This is a genomic window from Microcella pacifica (assembly GCF_009371975.2).
Taxonomy (GTDB): domain Bacteria; phylum Actinomycetota; class Actinomycetes; order Actinomycetales; family Microbacteriaceae; genus Microcella; species Microcella pacifica.
The window spans coordinates 40,841-57,448 of record NZ_VIKT02000019.1 but is presented as its reverse complement, the minus strand read 5'-3'; the positions used below and the strand labels follow the sequence as shown (position 1 = coordinate 57,448).

At 68.9% G+C, this 16,608-nt stretch carries 12 protein-coding genes; 6 read left to right on the top strand and 6 right to left on the bottom strand.

Going from position 1 to position 16,608, the window contains the following annotated elements:
- The 3 genes from FK219_RS10905 to FK219_RS10895 form a co-directional block, all read right to left on the bottom strand.
- On the bottom strand, positions 1–1,395 hold a 1,395-nt coding region (locus FK219_RS10905), incomplete at its 3' end, for a DEAD/DEAH box helicase (RefSeq protein ID WP_152582722.1).
- A gap of 327 nt (positions 1,396–1,722) precedes the next feature.
- Positions 1,723–2,406, bottom strand: a complete 684-nt coding sequence (locus FK219_RS10900) for a DUF1684 domain-containing protein (RefSeq protein ID WP_328821684.1) — start codon at positions 2,404–2,406, stop codon at positions 1,723–1,725.
- Positions 2,403–2,918: a hypothetical protein gene (locus FK219_RS10895; protein WP_152582721.1), complete on the bottom strand. Its 516-nt coding sequence runs from the start codon at positions 2,916–2,918 to the stop codon at positions 2,403–2,405. Before FK219_RS10895 ends, FK219_RS10900 begins: the two co-directional genes overlap by 4 nt.
- Positions 2,919–2,953: 35 nt before the next feature.
- Between FK219_RS10895 and FK219_RS10890 the strand changes: the two genes are divergently transcribed.
- The gene (locus tag FK219_RS10890) at positions 2,954–3,514 is read left to right on the top strand and encodes a hypothetical protein (protein ID WP_152582720.1); all 561 of its coding nucleotides are present in this window, start codon (positions 2,954–2,956) and stop codon (positions 3,512–3,514) included.
- A 61-nt stretch (positions 3,515–3,575) separates the two neighbouring features.
- Positions 3,576–3,878, top strand: a complete 303-nt coding sequence (locus FK219_RS10885) for a DUF427 domain-containing protein (RefSeq protein ID WP_152582719.1) — start codon at positions 3,576–3,578, stop codon at positions 3,876–3,878.
- Here the strand turns inward: FK219_RS10885 and FK219_RS10880 are convergent.
- A complete protein-coding gene (locus FK219_RS10880) occupies positions 3,868–4,320 on the bottom strand; it encodes a SprT-like domain-containing protein (protein ID WP_152582718.1) in 453 nt (150 codons plus the stop codon). The genes FK219_RS10885 and FK219_RS10880 overlap by 11 nt on opposite strands.
- A 68-nt stretch (positions 4,321–4,388) precedes the next feature.
- Complete coding sequence (locus FK219_RS10875; protein ID WP_235923917.1) at positions 4,389–5,558, bottom strand: PQQ-dependent sugar dehydrogenase; 1,170 nt, start codon at positions 5,556–5,558, stop codon at positions 4,389–4,391.
- 113 nt (positions 5,559–5,671) lie between these two features.
- Between FK219_RS10875 and FK219_RS10870 the strand changes: the two genes are divergently transcribed.
- Complete coding sequence (locus FK219_RS10870; protein ID WP_152582716.1) at positions 5,672–6,040, top strand: group I truncated hemoglobin; 369 nt, start codon at positions 5,672–5,674, stop codon at positions 6,038–6,040.
- Positions 6,041–6,063: 23 nt separating this feature from the next.
- Here FK219_RS10870 and FK219_RS10865 read toward each other — a convergent pair whose 3' ends face one another.
- Positions 6,064–6,930, bottom strand: a complete 867-nt coding sequence (locus FK219_RS10865; RefSeq protein WP_152582729.1) for a spermidine synthase — start codon at positions 6,928–6,930, stop codon at positions 6,064–6,066.
- Between the two features lie 328 nt (positions 6,931–7,258).
- Here FK219_RS10865 and rpoB point away from each other — a divergent pair, with 328 nt between their 5' ends.
- From rpoB to FK219_RS10850, 3 genes are all read left to right on the top strand, one after another.
- Positions 7,259–10,759, top strand: coding sequence for a DNA-directed RNA polymerase subunit beta (gene rpoB / locus FK219_RS10860; RefSeq protein WP_152582715.1), 3,501 nt, complete (start codon positions 7,259–7,261; stop codon positions 10,757–10,759).
- Between the two features lie 49 nt (positions 10,760–10,808).
- A complete protein-coding gene (rpoC, locus tag FK219_RS10855; RefSeq protein ID WP_152582714.1) occupies positions 10,809–14,654 on the top strand; it encodes a DNA-directed RNA polymerase subunit beta' in 3,846 nt (1,281 codons plus the stop codon).
- Between the two features lie 231 nt (positions 14,655–14,885).
- Positions 14,886–16,553: a GspE/PulE family protein gene (locus FK219_RS10850; RefSeq protein ID WP_152582713.1), complete on the top strand. Its 1,668-nt coding sequence runs from the start codon at positions 14,886–14,888 to the stop codon at positions 16,551–16,553.
- The last annotated feature ends 55 nt before the right edge of the window (positions 16,554–16,608 follow it).

The window sequence follows — 16,608 nt, the reverse complement described above, 5'->3', positions numbered from 1 at the left end:
GTCCGCCGAGCGTCCGCCGTCGGTGCGCGCCGCGCCGTCACGACCGCCGCTGGTGCGACCGGAGCCGCCCCGACGCGAGCTGCCGCGCTGGCCGCCGCGGCTCGCACCGCCGCCGTCACCGTCGCGACCGGCGCGCTTGCGCTGAGCGTTGGCGCCCTGCGAGCGGCCGCCGCCCTGCACGGGCGGGCGCAGCACGGAGGGGAGGTCGGCGAAGGCGACGGGAGCCGCGACCTCGCCCGTGAGGCGTGTGACGGCCTCGGAGCTCGCGGTGACCTGCTGTGGCTGCACCTGGATGGCGGCCTTGCGCAGCAGCATCGCGGTGTCGCGGCGCTGCTCGGGCAGCACGAGGGTGACGACGTCGCCCGCCGCGCCCGCACGAGCGGTGCGGCCGGAGCGGTGCAGGTACGCCTTGTGCTCCATGGGCGGGTCGACGTGGATGACGAGCTCGATGTCGTCGACGTGCACACCGCGCGCGGCGACGTCGGTGGCGACGAGCACGCGCACGCTGCCGTCGCCGAAGGCGGCGAGGTTGCGGTCACGCGCCGGCTGCGAGAGGTTGCCGTGCAGGTCGACGGCGGGGATGCCGTCGGCCGTGAGCTGCTTGGCGAGCTTCTTCGCCTGGTGCTTGGTGCGCATGAAGAGGATCCGGCGGCCCGAGCCCGAGGCGAGGGTCGAGACGAGGCGCTTCTTCTCCTCGACGCCGCTGACCTCGAACACGTGGTGGGTCATGTCGGCGACGGGCGAGTTGGCTTCGTCGACCGAGTGGGTCGCGGGGTTGTGGAGGAACTGCTTCACGAGCTTGTCCACGCCGTTGTCGAGCGTCGCGCTGAACAGCAGGCGCTGACCGTCGGTCGGGGTCGCCTTCATGATGCGCGTGACGCCGGGCAGGAAGCCGAGATCGGCCATGTGGTCGGCCTCGTCGAGCACGGTGATCTCGACCGCGTCGAGGGTCACGAAGCGCTGCTTCATGAGGTCTTCGAGGCGGCCGGGGCACGCGACGATGATGTCGACGCCCGCGTTCAGGGCCTGCACCTGGCGGTGCTGCGAGATGCCGCCGAAGATCGTCGTCGTCGTGAGGCCGTAGGCCTTCGCGAGCGGCTCGAGCACGGCGTTGATCTGGGTGGCGAGCTCGCGCGTCGGCGCGAGCACCATGCCGAGCGGTGCGCCCTTGCGGCGCGGGCCGCCCGCGAGGCGCGTGCCGAGGCGCGCGACCATGGGGATCGAGAAGGCGAGGGTCTTGCCCGAGCCGGTCTTGCCGCGGCCGAGCACGTCGCGCCCGGCGAGGGTGTCGGGCAGGGTGTCGACCTGAATGGGGAAGGCCTCGGTCTTGCCCTGTGCTTCGAGCACCTCGACGAGGGGGTAGGGCACGCCGAGCGTGCGGAAGGTGGTGGTCATGGGTTGGTGCCTTTCGGTCTTCCACCCCTCCCAGATCTGGCGCGAATGGGCGCTTGCAGGGAGCAACAGTCACACTTCGTGCCAGATCTGACGGTGATCCGTCAGACGGCACGAAGAGCTCGTGTTCGTGCTGGGCACGAGGGTGATGGTTGGCGACGGCGGCGATGGCCGCAATCAGTTCGCCGTGAGAAAGTATCGATTCGCTGCGCGCGAGTCAGTGCGCGATGTGCGAGAAGAGGAAGCGTTCTACGACGCTGGGAGCCCATCGATGGGCTGTCCAATGCTTCAACCGTAGCAGGTCGCCCTCAGGATGAGTCCAGGAAGGCGTCAGAGCGTGAGGCGGCCGTCGCCGTAGCGTTCACCGACGGGGATCTCGACCTCGACGACATTGCCCGCCGGAGCGAGCGGGCAGGCCCACGCCTCGTCGTAGGCGCACGAGGGGTTGAAGGCGAAGTTGAGGTCGAGCACGAGAGACCACGCTGCGCGACCGCCGCCGAGGTCGGCGCCCTTGACGGTGTCGAGCAGATAGCGCCCGCCCCCGTAGGTGCCGCCGGGCACGCGCGAGAGAGCATCGCGCACGGGAACGAAGATGCCGCCGCCGTACGACGCGAGCCGCCAGACGTCGAGCGAGCCGACGCCGGGCACCTCGACGAGCCCGAGCCGCTCGAACGGCACGACCCCGTCGGTGCCGGTCTCGACACTGATCCGATCAGGTTCGGTGCGCAGCGGTTCGGCATCCTGCACTACGCACTCGAACCGCCACGCGGGGTCGTAGGGCTTCACACGCAGGCCGGTGAACGCCCCGCGATCGGCGGGCAGCAGGGGAGAGGCGGGGTGGTGGGCGAAGAGCTCATCGCGCGTGCGGCGCCAATGGTCGTGCGCGGCGGGCAGGTCGGTCGCCGTCCGCAGCTCGGCATAGAGCGCGGCAATGCGGCGACGCCAGTCGGCGACGGCCAGGGCGCTCACGACTCGGTCGGGGTTGGCGCCGGTGGGCGCGGATGCTGCGCTCACGACCTGCCGCCCGCCGAGGTCGCCGGTCCGAACTGCACCGCCCACCCGGGCGCGAGCCGCCGCAGCTGCTGCGCCCGCAGCTGCCAGAAGACCCAGAACCCGAACCAGACGACGGGCGTCAGCACGCCAGCGCCGACGTCGAGGGCGTCACGAAACCGTGTGCGTGAATCCGGCGCGGCGGGGTCGGGGCTGATCGCCATGCGGTGGTGCCAGAGCGAGACGATGCTCATCGCGCCCGTCAGCGGCCCACCCTCGTCGTGCACGATGCGGGTCCCGTCGGCCCGGGTCTCGTCGCGCAGCGCGATGAGCTGGGTTCCCATCGGCAGCAGCCCGAGCATGCGCAGCCGCACGCGGTGCTCGGTGTCGGCCCAGCGGTCGGGAAACCCGTCCGCCTCGAGCGACTGCGCCGTGGTGATCGGGCCCGAGACCGCCTGGAAGACCGCGGGCGAGTGCACGGCCTCCCACGCCGCGTCGGGCGGGCAGTCGAGCAGCAGATTCAGTCGCACACGCATGGGCCCAGTGTGCGGCACCTCGCTACGATCGACCTGTGACCACCGCACTCGACGCCGCCCCCGAGGCCCAGGAGCGCTACCAGGTTCGCCTCGACCTCGGTCTCGACGGCGCTCGCCGCATCGGCGAGTCTGCGCACCTGCTCGTCTGGTGCGATGGGCTCGTGGGCGAGGCGTGCCCCGTGGATGCTCTGCCTCCCCGCCTCGAGATCATCGACGCCACTCTGGGCTCCGTCGGCGACATCGCCCAGCGCCTGCTCGCGCTGCAGGCCGAGCGCGGCGAGCGCACGATGGTCGCCGTCGTCGCGGCCGGGTCGCCCGTCGAGGCGCCGGAGGGTCTCGCGGTCGAGGACCTCCTCCTCGCCGGCGCCGTCGTCGAGGCGCTCGGCGCCGTCGGCATCGACGCGACGAGCCCAGAGGCGGCTGCCGCCTCCGCCGCCTTCGCGGGGTTGCGCGGAGCCGTCGGCCACATGCTCAGTGCGTCGGTGAGCGGTCGAGCGCTCGCGAGCGAGGCCGGGCCAGAGGCTGTCGCGGCCGCACGGGAGCGCCTCGAGAGCGGTGAGCTGCGCATCCTGCGGGAATTCAGCCCGCCCGCCTAGCGTTTCAGCGCTGGGAGCGTTGCGGATCCCCGCAGCGTGATCCGACATCTGGGAGGACACCATGAAGGCACACATCAATGGCACCGTGATCGCCGAGGCGTCGCAGGACGAGCTTCTCAAGATCGAGGGCAACTGGTACTTCCCGCCGTCGAGCGTCAAGAGCGAGTTCCTCGAGAAGAGCCCCACCCCGTACCACTGCCCGTGGAAGGGCGACACGCAGTACTTCACGGTCGTCGTCGACGGGGAGAAGTACCAGGACCGCGCGTGGAGCTACCCCACGCCCATGCCGACGGCGTTCGAGCGCGTGGGCGCCGACTTCAGCGGCTACGTCGCCTTCTGGAAGGACGTGCAGGTCAGCGAGTGATCGCGCGCCACTGAATGAGGTGGGCGCGGTCGAACCCGCGCCCGCATCGGCCGCACGCCAGATCGCGCGTGGGCCGGCGGAAGCGCACGAACTCATGCCCGGCCGGGCAGTGCCCGCGCCAGCGAGCGCGATCCTCCGCGATCGGCTGGTCGTGGGTGCGACCGCCGACGTAGCCGAGCTCGGCGGCGATGCGCTTCCACTCGGGACCGTGACCCGCCTTGGGCCCGGCGAGGGCGTGCGCCACCTCGTGCAGGAGGGTCTGGTGCACGACGTCGTCCTCGGCCCTCTCGGCGAGGTGGCGCGATACGGTGATGCGCTTCTTCGCGAAGTCGCACAGCCCCGCCCGCCGCGCCGCGCGGTCGAAGGCGAAGCTCCAGGAACCGTCGAGGTGCAGGCGTATGAGGGCCTCGGCCCACACGCGCACTCGCTCCAACTCGCTCACGCCCTCGATGGTAGGCGGCGCGCCCGACGCTCGAGACCCGCGACGCCCACGGCCCCGACGCTGTGGACTCAGTCGTCGCGGGGGAGGAGCGGCACCGAGTAGAGGTGGTCGTCACCAGTGCGGGGCGAGCCGCGCCCGTCAGTGTTGTTGGTGAGGAACCAGAGGGATCCGTCGGGCCCGGCCAGAGCATCCCGCAAACGTCCGTACTCGCCGACGTAGACGGCCGTGCTCTCGCTCGGGTCGCCGAGATCGACGAGCCACAGACGCTGCCCCCGGAGGGAGGCGAGCACGAGGGTCTCGCCGACGATGCCGAGGCCGCTCGGGCTCGCCTCGCTCGTCGACCACTGCTGCACGGGGTCGACGAAGCCCGATCCGCCGCCCTCTCCCTCGACCTCCGGCCAGCCGTAGTTCGCTCCCGGCTCGATGCGGTTGAGCTCGTCCCAGGTGTTCTGCCCGAACTCGGCGGCCCACAGCTGACCGCTCGCGTCGAAGGCGAGGCCCTGCGGGTTGCGGTGCCCGAGCGAGTAGACGTACGAGCCCGGCGTCGGGTTGTCGTCGGGCACCGCCCCGTCGGGGGTGAGGCGCAGAATCTTGCCGGCGAGCGAGTCGGCGTCTTGCGCGAGGCCGGGCTGACTCGCGTCGCCCGTCGTCGCGTAGAGCATCCCGTCTGGGCCGAAGGCGAGGCGGCCGCCGTTGTGGGTGCGCGATCTCGGGATGCCCGTGAGCACGTCCTCGCTCGCTCCGAGCTCGTAGCCCCCGGGCTCGCCGAGCAGCTCGAACCGCACGATGCGGTTGTCGGAGCCGCTCGTGAAGTAGGTATAGAGGTACGGCGTGCCTGTGTCGTGCGCGGCGAGGCCGAGCAGCCCGCCCTCACCGCCGGGCACGACGCCCGGCACCGTGCCGACGACGCGCACGTCGCCGCTCGGGGTGTGCTCGAGCACCCGCGCGGTGTCGCGCTCGCTCACGAGAGTCGACCCCACGGGCAGCGGCACGACCGACCATGGCGCGGAGAGGCCGGAGATCACCGAGTCGGGCTCTCCCGCGGGGCGCAGCGGGCCGCGCTCGTCGGTGAGGCCGCCCCCAGTGCCGCTGCTCCCAGGGCCGCCGAACTCGCCGGTCGGGGTCGGCACGGGCTGGCCGCTCGGCACGGGCAGGAACTCTGGGCCGGCCGGAGCGCAGCCCGTAAGGACGAGAAGAGTCGCCGCCAGGATCGCGGTCGGTGTCGAGCGCCGTCCCATGCGCGTCCTCCCCATTCTCCGGTATCCCCAGACTGGAGGGCGTGGCTGGGCGCTCGGTGTGTGACGTCTGCGCAGCCGTGTACGCTCGCGACGACACCTGAGGGGAGGTCACGATGACCCTGTACCACCGTCTGGGCGGCGCTGCCGCCGTCGAGCAGCTCGTCGACGAGCTCTCCCGGCGCCTGCTCGACGACCCCCGGCTCGGGCCGGCCTTCGCCGAGCTCAACCTCGACGTGCTCCAGCAGCATCGCGCGGCCTACCTCACGGTCATCCTCGACGGCCCCGAGGAATATGAGGGCCGCAGCATGCGGGAGGCCCACCAGCCGCTCGGCCTGACCGCGGACGACATGGACGCCTTCCTCGTCGTCCTGCGCGGAGTGCTCGACGATGCGGCCGTCGACGGCCCCGATGCGAGCGCGGTCGTGCGCGCGATCGAGCGACTGCGACCCGCGATCGTCGCGGCCGACCCGCCTCGCTCCTGACTGCTCAGCTCCTTCCGCCGTGCCTAGCGCCGGGTGGTGAACAGACCACTCGAGGGCGCGGGAGAGGCGACGGCGGTGGCGTCGGTCGTGATCGGTGCTCCGGCGACCCAGGCGGTCAGATCCTTCCCGCTCGTGACCGTGGCGGGATGCGGGCCGCGCGCCATGAGGCGGGGCATCCAGTCGAGCGGCAGCGAGTCGGCACCCGCCGCCATGACGACGTTGCCGAACCGGCGGCTCTTGAGCACTCCCGTCTCGGCGAGAATCGCGACATCGGCGAAGACGTACTGCAGCGTGGCGGCCTGGCTGCGGGCGAAGGCGAGGCCGGGGCCGTCGGCGATGTTGACGGCGACGATGCCCCCGGGGGCCAGGAAGGCGCGCAGCTCCTCGTAGAACTCGACACTCGTGACGTGGGCGGGAATGCGCGCACCGCTGAACACGTCGACCACGACGATGTCGACCGCGCCGCGCAGAGCGGTCGGCAGCCGCGCGAGCGTCGCTCGAGCATCCCCGTAGCGCAGCCGGATGCCCGACTGCCGGGGAAGGGGCAGGTGCTCGCGCACGAAGCCCACGAGCTCCTCGTCGAGCTCGATGACCTGCTGGCGAGAACCGGGGCGCGTGGCGTGGATGTAGCGGGGCAGGGTGAGCGCACCCGCCCCGAGATGCACGGCGGTGAGCGGCTCGCCGGGGTCTCCCCACTCGTCGATGACGTGGCCGATGCGCTGCACGTACTCGAAGAACAGGCGGCTCGGGTCGTCGAGGTCGACGTGCGACTGCGGCGTGCCGTCCACGACGAGCTGGTAGCTGCCGGCGTCCCAGCGGTCCAGCTCGATGCGCGCGAGAAGGCCGCTCGGCAGGCGCATCTCGACTGCCCCCGTATCGCGCGCGCTCATCATGCTCGCAAGCGTGGCACATCCCCGTTCCGCTCGCCCAGCGAGGGAATCTGAGGAATCCTCCAGCGCTTATAGCGCAGCGCCCGCGTCTGGTCAAGGAACGGGACTGGACACAGTGGGCAGGGGGCACCTAGTATTGAGGTTTGCGCTCACCGTGTCTTTCAGCCGTCATATGGCGGATGGCTGAGGTGCCCCGAGTATAGCGGCGGGGCGGATCTCATTCTTCGCAGATCCCCACGAATCGTGGCGCGTTCACTCGACCGAAAATCATCTGTCATCGCCCGACAGGACTTGGGGCCTCTTCGAGGGGCCCACGGAGGTTAGATCCTTGGCTGCTGCGCGCACTGCACGCTCGAACAACTCTCCCAAGAACGGCCGCACCGCCTCGCGGCTGTCATTCGCCAAGGTCAGCGACACGCTGACCGTTCCCGATCTGCTGGCACTGCAGACCGAGAGCTTCGACTGGCTCGTCGGCTCCGACGCCTGGAAGGCCCGCCTCGCCGAGGCCGAGGCCGCCGGTCGCACCGATGTGCCCGCCCGCAGCGGGCTCGAGGAGATCTTCGAGGAGATCTCCCCCATCGAGGACCTCGGCGAGACCATGCAGCTCTCGTTCACGAACCCCTACCTCGAAGAGCAGAAGTACTCGATCGACGAGTGCAAGGAGCGCGGCAAGACCTACGCGGCCCCGCTCTACGTCGAGGCCGAGTTCATGAACCACATGACCGGTGAGATCAAGACCCAGACCGTGTTCATGGGCGATTTCCCGCTCATGACCGAGAAGGGCACGTTCATCATCAACGGCACCGAGCGCGTCGTCGTGTCGCAGCTCGTGCGCAGCCCCGGCGTCTACTTCGAGCGCTCGCTCGACAAGGTCACCGACAAGGACGTCTACACGGCGCGCATCATCCCCTCGCGCGGTGCGTGGCTCGAGTTCGAGGTCGACAAGCGCGATCAGGTCGGCGTGCGCATCGACCGCAAGCGCAAGCAGTCGGTCACAGTCTTCCTCAAGGCGCTCGGCCTCACGACCGAGGAGATCCGCGAGCACTTCGCCGGGTTCGACTCGATCGAGCAGACTCTCGAGAAGGATGCCGTCCTCACGAAGGAAGAGGCGCTCAAGGACATCTACCGCAAGCTGCGCCCGGGCGAGCAGGTTGCCGCCGAGGCCGCACGCGCGCTCCTCGACAACTTCTACTTCAACCCCAAGCGCTACGACCTCGCGAAGGTCGGCCGCTACAAGATCAACCGCAAGCTCGGTGTCGAGGCTCCTCTCGCCGACTCGGTGCTGAGCGTCGACGACATCGTCGCGACCATCAAGTACATGGTGTCGCTGCACGAGGGTCGCGAGACGATCGCGGGCCGCCGCAGCGGCAAGGCCGTCGACCTCCGACTCGACGTGGACGACATCGACCACTTCGGCAACCGTCGCATCCGCGCCGTCGGCGAGCTCATCCAGAACCAGGTCCGCACGGGCCTGAGCCGCATGGAGCGCGTCGTGCGCGAGCGCATGACGACGCAGGACATCGAGGCGATCACGCCGCAGACCCTGATCAACGTGCGCCCCGTCGTGGCCGCGATCAAGGAGTTCTTCGGCACCTCGCAGCTTAGCCAGTTCATGGACCAGAACAACCCGCTGGCGGGCCTGACCCACAAGCGCCGCCTGTCGGCGCTCGGCCCGGGCGGGCTCTCCCGCGAGCGCGCGGGTGTCGAGGTGCGCGACGTGCACCCCAGCCACTACGGCCGCATGTGCCCGATCGAGACGCCGGAAGGCCCGAACATCGGCCTCATCGGCTCCCTCGCCTCGTTCGCCCGCATCAACGCGTTCGGCTTCATCGAGACGCCGTACCGCCGGGTCGACAAGGCCAAGGGCAAGGTCACCGCGACGATCGACTACCTGACCGCGAGCGACGAGGACGACTTCGTCGTCGCCCAGGCCGGTGCTCCTCTGAACAGCGATGGCTCCTTCGCGGACGACCGCGTCCTCGTGCGCAAGAAGGGCGGCGAGGTCGAGCTCGTGCCCGCGAGCACCGTCGACTACATGGATGTCTCGCCGCGCCAGATGGTGTCGGTCGCGACGTCGCTCATCCCGTTCCTCGAGCACGACGATGCGAACCGCGCGCTCATGGGCGCGAACATGCAGCGTCAGGCCGTCCCGCTGCTGCGCTCGGAGTCGCCGCTCGTCGGCACCGGCATGGAGAGCTACGCCGCCGTCGACGCCGGTGACGTCATCACCGCCACGGGTGCGGGAGTCGTGACCGAGGTCTCGGCCGACGCCGTGACCGTGCAGCTCGACGAGGGGGGAACGCAGGAGTACTACCTGCGCAAGTTCGACCGCTCCAACCAGGGCACGAACTACAACCACCGCGTCGTCGTCAACGCGGGCGACCGCGTCGAGGTCGGCGAGGTCATCGCCGATGGCCCCGCGACCGAGAACGGCGAGCTCGCGCTCGGCAAGAACCTCCTCGTGGCGTTCATGTCGTGGGAGGGCTACAACTTCGAGGACGCCATCATCCTCAGCCAGAACCTGGTGAAGGACGACACCCTCTCCTCGATCCACATCGAGGAGTACGAGGTCGACGCTCGCGACACGAAGCTGGGCAAGGAGGAGATCACGCGCGACCTGCCGAACGTGAGCCCCGAGCTGCTGGCCGACCTCGACGAGCGCGGCATCATCCGCATCGGTGCCGAGGTGGCGCCCGGCGACATCCTCGTCGGCAAGGTCACGCCGAAGGGCGAGACCGAGCTGAGCGCCGAGGAGCGCCTGCTGCGCGCGATCTTCAACGAGAAGTCGCGCGAGGTGCGCGACACCTCGCTCAAGGTGCCCCACGGCGAGCAGGGCACCGTCATCGGCGTCAAGGTCTTCGACGCCGAGGAGGGCGACGACGAGCTCGGCTCGGGCGTCAACCAGCGCGTCGTCGTGTTCATCGCCCAGAAGCGCAAGATCTCCGAGGGCGACAAGCTCTCCGGCCGCCACGGCAACAAGGGCGTCATCTCGAAGATCCTCCCCGTCGAGGACATGCCGTTCCTCGAGGACGGCACGCCGGTCGACATCGTGCTCAACCCGCTCGGTGTCCCCGGCCGCATGAACTTCGGCCAGGTGCTCGAGATCCACATGGGCTGGGCGGCATCGCGCGGCTGGAAGATCGAGGGCAGCCCGAACTGGGCCGAGGGTGTTCCCGCCAACGCGCGGGAAGCGGCCCCCGGCACCAAGATCGCCACGCCGGTGTTCGACGGCGCGCGCGAGGACGAGATCGCGGGGCTGCTCGATTCCACGCTCCCGAACCGCGACGGTGTGCGCATGATCGACTCCTCGGGCAAGGCGCGGCTGTTCGACGGCCGCTCCGGCGAGCCGTTCCCCGCCCCGATCTCGGTCGGCTACATGTACATCCTCAAGCTGCACCACCTCATCGACGACAAGATCCACGCGCGCTCGACGGGCCCGTACTCGATGATCACCCAGCAGCCGCTCGGTGGCAAGGCGCAGTTCGGTGGCCAGCGCTTCGGCGAGATGGAGGTGTGGGCTCTCGAGGCCTACGGCGCGGCGTACGCGCTGCAGGAGATCCTCACCATCAAGTCCGACGACATCCTGGGCCGCGTGAAGGTGTACGAGTCCATCGTCAAGGGCGAGAACATCCAGGAGCCGGGTATTCCCGAGAGCTTCAAGGTGCTCATCAAGGAGATGCAGTCGCTGTGCCTGAACGTCGAGGTCCTCTCGGCCGACGGCACCGCGGTGAGCCTCAAGGACACCGATGACGAGGTCTACCGCGCTGCGGAAGAGCTCGGCATCAACATCTCCAGCCGCTTCGAGTCGTCGACGATCGACGAGATCTAAGCCGCTCTCGCCCACGAGTATCTGACGACGTTTAGAGAAGAGAAGAAACGTGCTCGACGCAACAACTTTCGACTACCTCCAGATCGGCCTGGCTACCGCCGAGAACATCCGCAAGTGGTCGCACGGCGAGGTCAAGAAGCCGGAGACCATCAACTACCGCACGCTCAAGCCTGAGAAGGACGGCCTGTTCGGCGAGCAGATCTTCGGGCCCTCGCGCGACTGGGAGTGCTCGTGCGGCAAGTACAAGCGGGTGCGCTTCAAGGGCATCGTGTGCGAGCGCTGCGGCGTCGAGGTCACGAAGTCCTCGGTGCGCCGCGAGCGCATGGGCCACATCGAGCTCGCCGCCCCGGTCACGCACATCTGGTACTTCAAGGGTGTGCCGAGCCGGCTCGGCTACCTGCTCGACATGGCGCCGAAGGACCTCGAGAAGGTCATCTACTTCGCCGCCTACATGGTGATCTCGGTCGACGAGGAAGGTCGTCACGCCGACCTCCCCGGGCTCGAGAACGAGCTGCGCCTCGAGATCAAGACGCTCGAGGACCAGCGCGACAGCGGTATCGCCTCGCGCATGCAGAAGCTCGAGACCGAGCTCGCCGAGCTCGAGGCCGAGGGCGCCAAGGCCGACCAGAAGCGCAAGACCAAGGACGCCGGCGAGAAGGAGATGGCGCAGCTGCGCAAGTCCTTCGACGAGCAGATCGGTCAGCTCGAGCGCGTCTGGGAGGACTTCCGCACCCTCAAGGTCGGCGACCTCAAGCCCGAGGACGCCGTCTTCCAGGAGCTGCAGGACCGCTTCGGCCTGTACTTCGAGGCCTACATGGGCGCTGAGGCGATCCAGAAGCGCCTCGAGGCCTTCGACCTGGCTACCGAGAGCGAGCAGCTCCACGAGCAGATCGCCGCCGGCAAGGGCCAGAAGAAGATCCGTGCGATCAAGCGACTCAAGGTCGTGAACTCGTTCCTGCAGACGGGCAACTCGCCCGCCGCGATGGTGCTCGACGTCGTCCCGGTCATCCCGCCGGAGCTGCGCCCGATGGTGCAGCTCGACGGTGGCCGTTTCGCGACCTCCGACCTCAATGACCTCTACCGGCGCGTGATCAACCGCAACAACCGACTGCGCCGCCTGCTCGACCTCGGGGCTCCCGAGATCATCGTGAACAACGAGAAGCGCATGCTGCAGGAGGCCGTGGACGCGCTGTTCGACAACGGTCGTCGCGGCCGGCCCGTCACGGGCACGGGCAACCGCGCGCTCAAGTCGCTCAGCGACATGCTCAAGGGCAAGCAGGGCCGGTTCCGCCAGAACCTGCTCGGCAAGCGCGTCGACTACTCGGGCCGTTCGGTCATCGTGGTCGGCCCGCAGCTCAAGCTGCACCAGTGCGGCCTGCCGAAGATCATGGCGCTCGAGCTCTTCAAGCCCTTCGTCATCAAGCGCCTCATCGATCTGGGCCACGCTCAGAACATCAAGAGCGCCAAGCGCATGGTCGAGCGCTCGCGGCCGCAGGTGTGGGAGGTGCTCGAGGAGATCATCCGCGAGCGCCCCGTGCTCCTCAACCGCGCGCCCACGCTGCACCGTCTGGGCATCCAGGCGTTCGAGCCGCAGCTCATCGAGGGCAAGGCGATCCAGCTGCACCCGCTCGTCTGCGCGGCGTTCAACGCCGACTTCGACGGCGACCAGATGGCCGTCCACCTTCCGCTGTCGGTCGAGGCGCAGGCCGAGGCGCGCATTCTCATGCTCGCCTCGAACAACATCCTCAAGCCCTCCGACGGTCGCCCGGTGACGGTGCCGACGCAGGACATGATCATCGGCCTGCACCACCTCACGACCGAGCGCGAAGGCGCCGAGGGCGAGGGTCGTGCCTTCTCGACGATCCCCGAGGCGATCATGGCTATGGATCAGGGCTCGCTGCACCTCAACGCGAAGATCCGCATCCGCCTCGAGGGTCAGAAGTACGGCGGGCGCCAGCTCAAGGAGACGACGCTCGGTCGCGCCCTCTTCAACGAGCTCATGCCGGAGGACTACCCGTTCATCGCCGATGTCGCCGACAAGGGCACGATCAGCCAGATCGTCAACAACCTGGCTGAGCGCTACCCGAAGACGGTCGTCGCGGCGACGCTCGACAAGATGAAGGATGCCGGCTTTTACTGGGCGACGCGCTCGGGAGTCACGGTCGCGCTGAGCGACGTGCTCACGCCGCCGCGCAAGAAGGAGATCGTGGCGACCTACGAAGCTCGCGCGGCGAAGATCCAGGGTCAGTTCGACAAGGGTCTGACGACCGATGACGAGCGCCGCGCCGAGCTGGTCGCGCTGTGGACGGAGGCGACCAAGGAGGTCAACACCGAGATGCGCGCGAACATCCCGCTCGACAACACCATCAACCGCATGGTCACCTCCGGTGCCCGCGGTAACTGGCTGCAGGTCGGAAACATCGCCGGGATGCGCGGGCTCGTGTCGAACCCTCGTGGTGAGATCATCGCGCGCCCGATCATCAACTCGTACCGCGAGGGCCTCTCGGTGGCGGAGTACTTCATCGCCACCCACGGTGCACGCAAGGGTCTCGCCGACACCGCGCTGCGCACGGCGGACTCGGGATACCTGACTCGTCGACTCGTCGACGTCGCGCAGGACGTCATCATCCGCGAGGAGGACTGCGGCACGTCCAAGGGCCTCGACTTCCCGATCGCCCACGAGGTGGATGGTGCCTGGGTGCGCGACGACAACGTCGAGAACCTCGTGTTCGCCCGCACCCTCGCTGCTGACGCCGTCGACGCCAAGGGCGCCGTCGTGCTCGAGGCGGGATCCGATGTCGGCGACGTGCAGATCACTGCTCTCGTCGATGCGGGTGTCGCTGAGATCAAGGTGCGCTCGGTCCTGACCTGCGAGTCGGCAGTCGGGGTGTGCGCATCCTGCTACGGCCGGTCCATGGCCACGGGCACGCGCGTGGACCTGGGTGAGGCCGTGGGCATCATCGCGGCCCAGTCGATCGGTGAGCCCGGCACGCAGCTCACGATGCGCACCTTCCACACGGGTGGCTCGGCGGGAGCGGACGACATCACGCAGGGTCTGCCCCGCGTGACGGAGCTCTTCGAGGCCCGCACCCCGAAGGGCGCGAGCCCGATCGCGGAGAGCGCCGGTCGCATCACGATCGAGGAGACCGAGAAGCAGCGCCGCATCGTGCTGACGCCCGACAACGGCGACGAGCCTGTCGCTGTCGTCGTGTCGAAGCGCGTCTCGTTGCTCGTCGAGGACGGTCAGCACGTCGAGCTCGGCCACCAGTTCTTCGAGGGTCCGGTGGACCCGAAGGAGGTCCTGAGGGTCAAGGGTGTGCGTGCTGTTCAGCAGCACCTCGTCGAGGGCGTGCAGGGTGCGTACCGCTCGCAGGGTGTGCCGATCCACGACAAGCACATCGAGGTCATCGTGCGCCAGATGCTGCGCAAGGTCACCGTGGTCGACCACGGTGAGACCGAACTGCTGCCCGGTGAGCTCGTCGACCGCTCGAAGTACAACTCCCTCAACCGGGCTGCGCTCTCCGAGTCCAAGAAGACGGCGTCCGCGCGACAGGAGGTCATGGGCATCACGAAGGCCTCGCTGGCCACCGAGTCGTGGCTCTCGGCCGCCTCCTTCCAGGAGACGACGCGCGTGCTCACCGAGGCCGCCATGCAGGGAAAGCGCGACCCCCTGCTGGGCCTCAAGGAGAACGTCATCATCGGAAAGCTCATCCCGGCCGGTACCGGCCTGCCCGCGTACCGCAACGTGTCGGTCGAGGCGACGGAGGAGGCGAAGTCGGAGCGCTACCCGAACCGCATCTTCGCCGACGACTCGAGCTTCACCGAGGCCGACCTGTCGTTCGTCGACTTCGACTCGTTCTCGAGCGACGAGCCGACGCCCGGCACCTACAGCTAGCCAGCACCGATAGCGAGGCGGGGTCAGACCCACCGCCAAGCGCTCGCAGGGCCCGCACCGAATACGGTGCGGGCCCTGCGGTGTTCCTGGGGCGAATGTTATTCCTGTGACGGGTGTGGACTACCCCCGAACGCGGGACTATTGTCGAGCGCACGGCGTGTCGTACCGTGACCGAGAAGCAGTCCATGCATTCGGCCGGTGGCCGGGCGCGTCCAGGGGGGAGGTTCTGCTGTGGTTTCTGTCACCGAAGTGCTGATCATTCGCGGACTCGTCCCGATCGAATCGCTCGACCAGGTGCACGATCCCGGCGACGACGAGGTGCTCGTCGGCGAGTTCGTCGACCGCGGTCTCGTGAGCGCGGCCCAGGTCGCGTCCGCGCGAGCCGAGGTCGCCGGGCTGTCGTTCGTCGAGCTCTCCGAGTATCCGGTCGACCGTACGGCCGTCGCGATGGTGCCAGCGCAGCTGTGCCGCCGCCATCACGTGCTGCCCGTCCACGCGACCGCGACGACGATCACGCTCGCGATGGTCGACCCCCGCGATGTGCTCGCCATGGACGACGTGCGAGCCCTCACGCGCATGCAGGTCGCGCCCGTCGTCGCCGAGAAGGGCGACCTCGAGGCGGCGATCAATCGCTTCCACCGTGCCGACGGCGAGCTCAGCGACCTCACGACGGCGATCGAGGAGGAGATCGCTCCCACGCCCTCCGATCAGGTGGCCGTGCGGGAGGCCGACCCCGACGACGCTCCCATCGTGCGCTTCGTCAACCTCATCATCGGGCAGGCGATTCAAGATCTCGCCTCCGACATCCACATCGAGCCCGGCGAGTTCGAGATGCGCGTGCGCTACCGCATCGACGGTGTGCTGCACGATGTGCAGCAGGCCCCGAAGAACATCCAGAACGGCGTCATCTCTCGGCTCAAGATCATGAGCGACATCAACATCGCCGAGCGCCGCCGCCCGCAGGACGGCCGTATGTCGGTGCAGCACGGCGGCAAGGTCGTAGACCTCCGTGTCGCGACCCTGCCGACCGTGTACGGCGAGAAGGTCGTCATGCGCATCCTGGACAACAATGCGACGACGCGCGATATCGGCGATCTCGGGATGCTGGAGGGCAACCTGACCGCGTTCCGCAACTCGTACACCAAGCCGTACGGCATGATCCTCGTCACCGGGCCGACCGGGTCGGGAAAGTCCACGACGCTCTACACGACTCTGCACGCCGTCTCCCGCCCGGAGATCAACGTCATCACGGTCGAGGATCCGGTCGAGTACCGCATGGCGGGCATCAACCAGGTGCAGGTGAACCCCAAGGCGGGTCTGACCTTCGCGAGCGCGCTGCGCAGCATCCTGCGCTCCGACCCCGACGTCGTGCTCCTGGGTGAGATCCGCGACCAGGAGACCGCCCAGATCGCGATTGAAGCCTCGCTCACGGGACACCTCGTGCTGTCGACCCTGCACACGAACGACGCCCCGAGCTCGATCACGCGCCTCATCGAGATGGACATCGAGCCGTTCCTCGTCGGCTCGGCGCTCGACTGCGTGGTCGCCCAGCGCCTCGCGAGGCGGCTGTGCGACCGCTGCAAGCAACTGCAGGAGTACGACCTCGCGCACCTCGACCACCTCGGCTTCGGCCGCCGCGAGGACGAGACGAGTCCGCGGTTCTACCACGCCGTCGGCTGCTCGGCCTGCTCCGGCACCGGGTATCGCGGTCGCATGGCCATCCACGAGGTGATGACCGTCACGGAGGACATCGAGCGCCTCGCCGTCGCGCGCGCCTCGAGTGCCGAGATCATGAGGCTTGCGGTCTCGCAGGGCATGCTCACCCTCCGCCAGGACGGCTGGGCGAAGGTGCGCGCGGGGCTCACCTCGATCGAGGAGATCCTGCGCGTCGTCGCCTGAGCGGGCGCGGCGACACCACACACTGCCGGTACGCACCGGATCAACACGGGGGAGA

Excerpts from the sequence above, each read along its gene's own strand:
- FK219_RS10875 (WP_235923917.1), bottom strand. The coding sequence starts at position 5,558 with ATGGGACGGCGCTCGACACCGACCGCGATCCTGGCGGCGACTCTTCTC.
- FK219_RS10870 (WP_152582716.1), top strand. The coding sequence starts at position 5,672 with ATGACCCTGTACCACCGTCTGGGCGGCGCTGCCGCCGTCGAGCAGCTC.
- FK219_RS10885 (WP_152582719.1), top strand. The coding sequence starts at position 3,576 with ATGAAGGCACACATCAATGGCACCGTGATCGCCGAGGCGTCGCAGGAC.
- FK219_RS10895 (WP_152582721.1), bottom strand. The coding sequence starts at position 2,918 with ATGCGTGTGCGACTGAATCTGCTGCTCGACTGCCCGCCCGACGCGGCG.
- FK219_RS10865 (WP_152582729.1), bottom strand. The coding sequence starts at position 6,930 with ATGAGCGCGCGCGATACGGGGGCAGTCGAGATGCGCCTGCCGAGCGGC.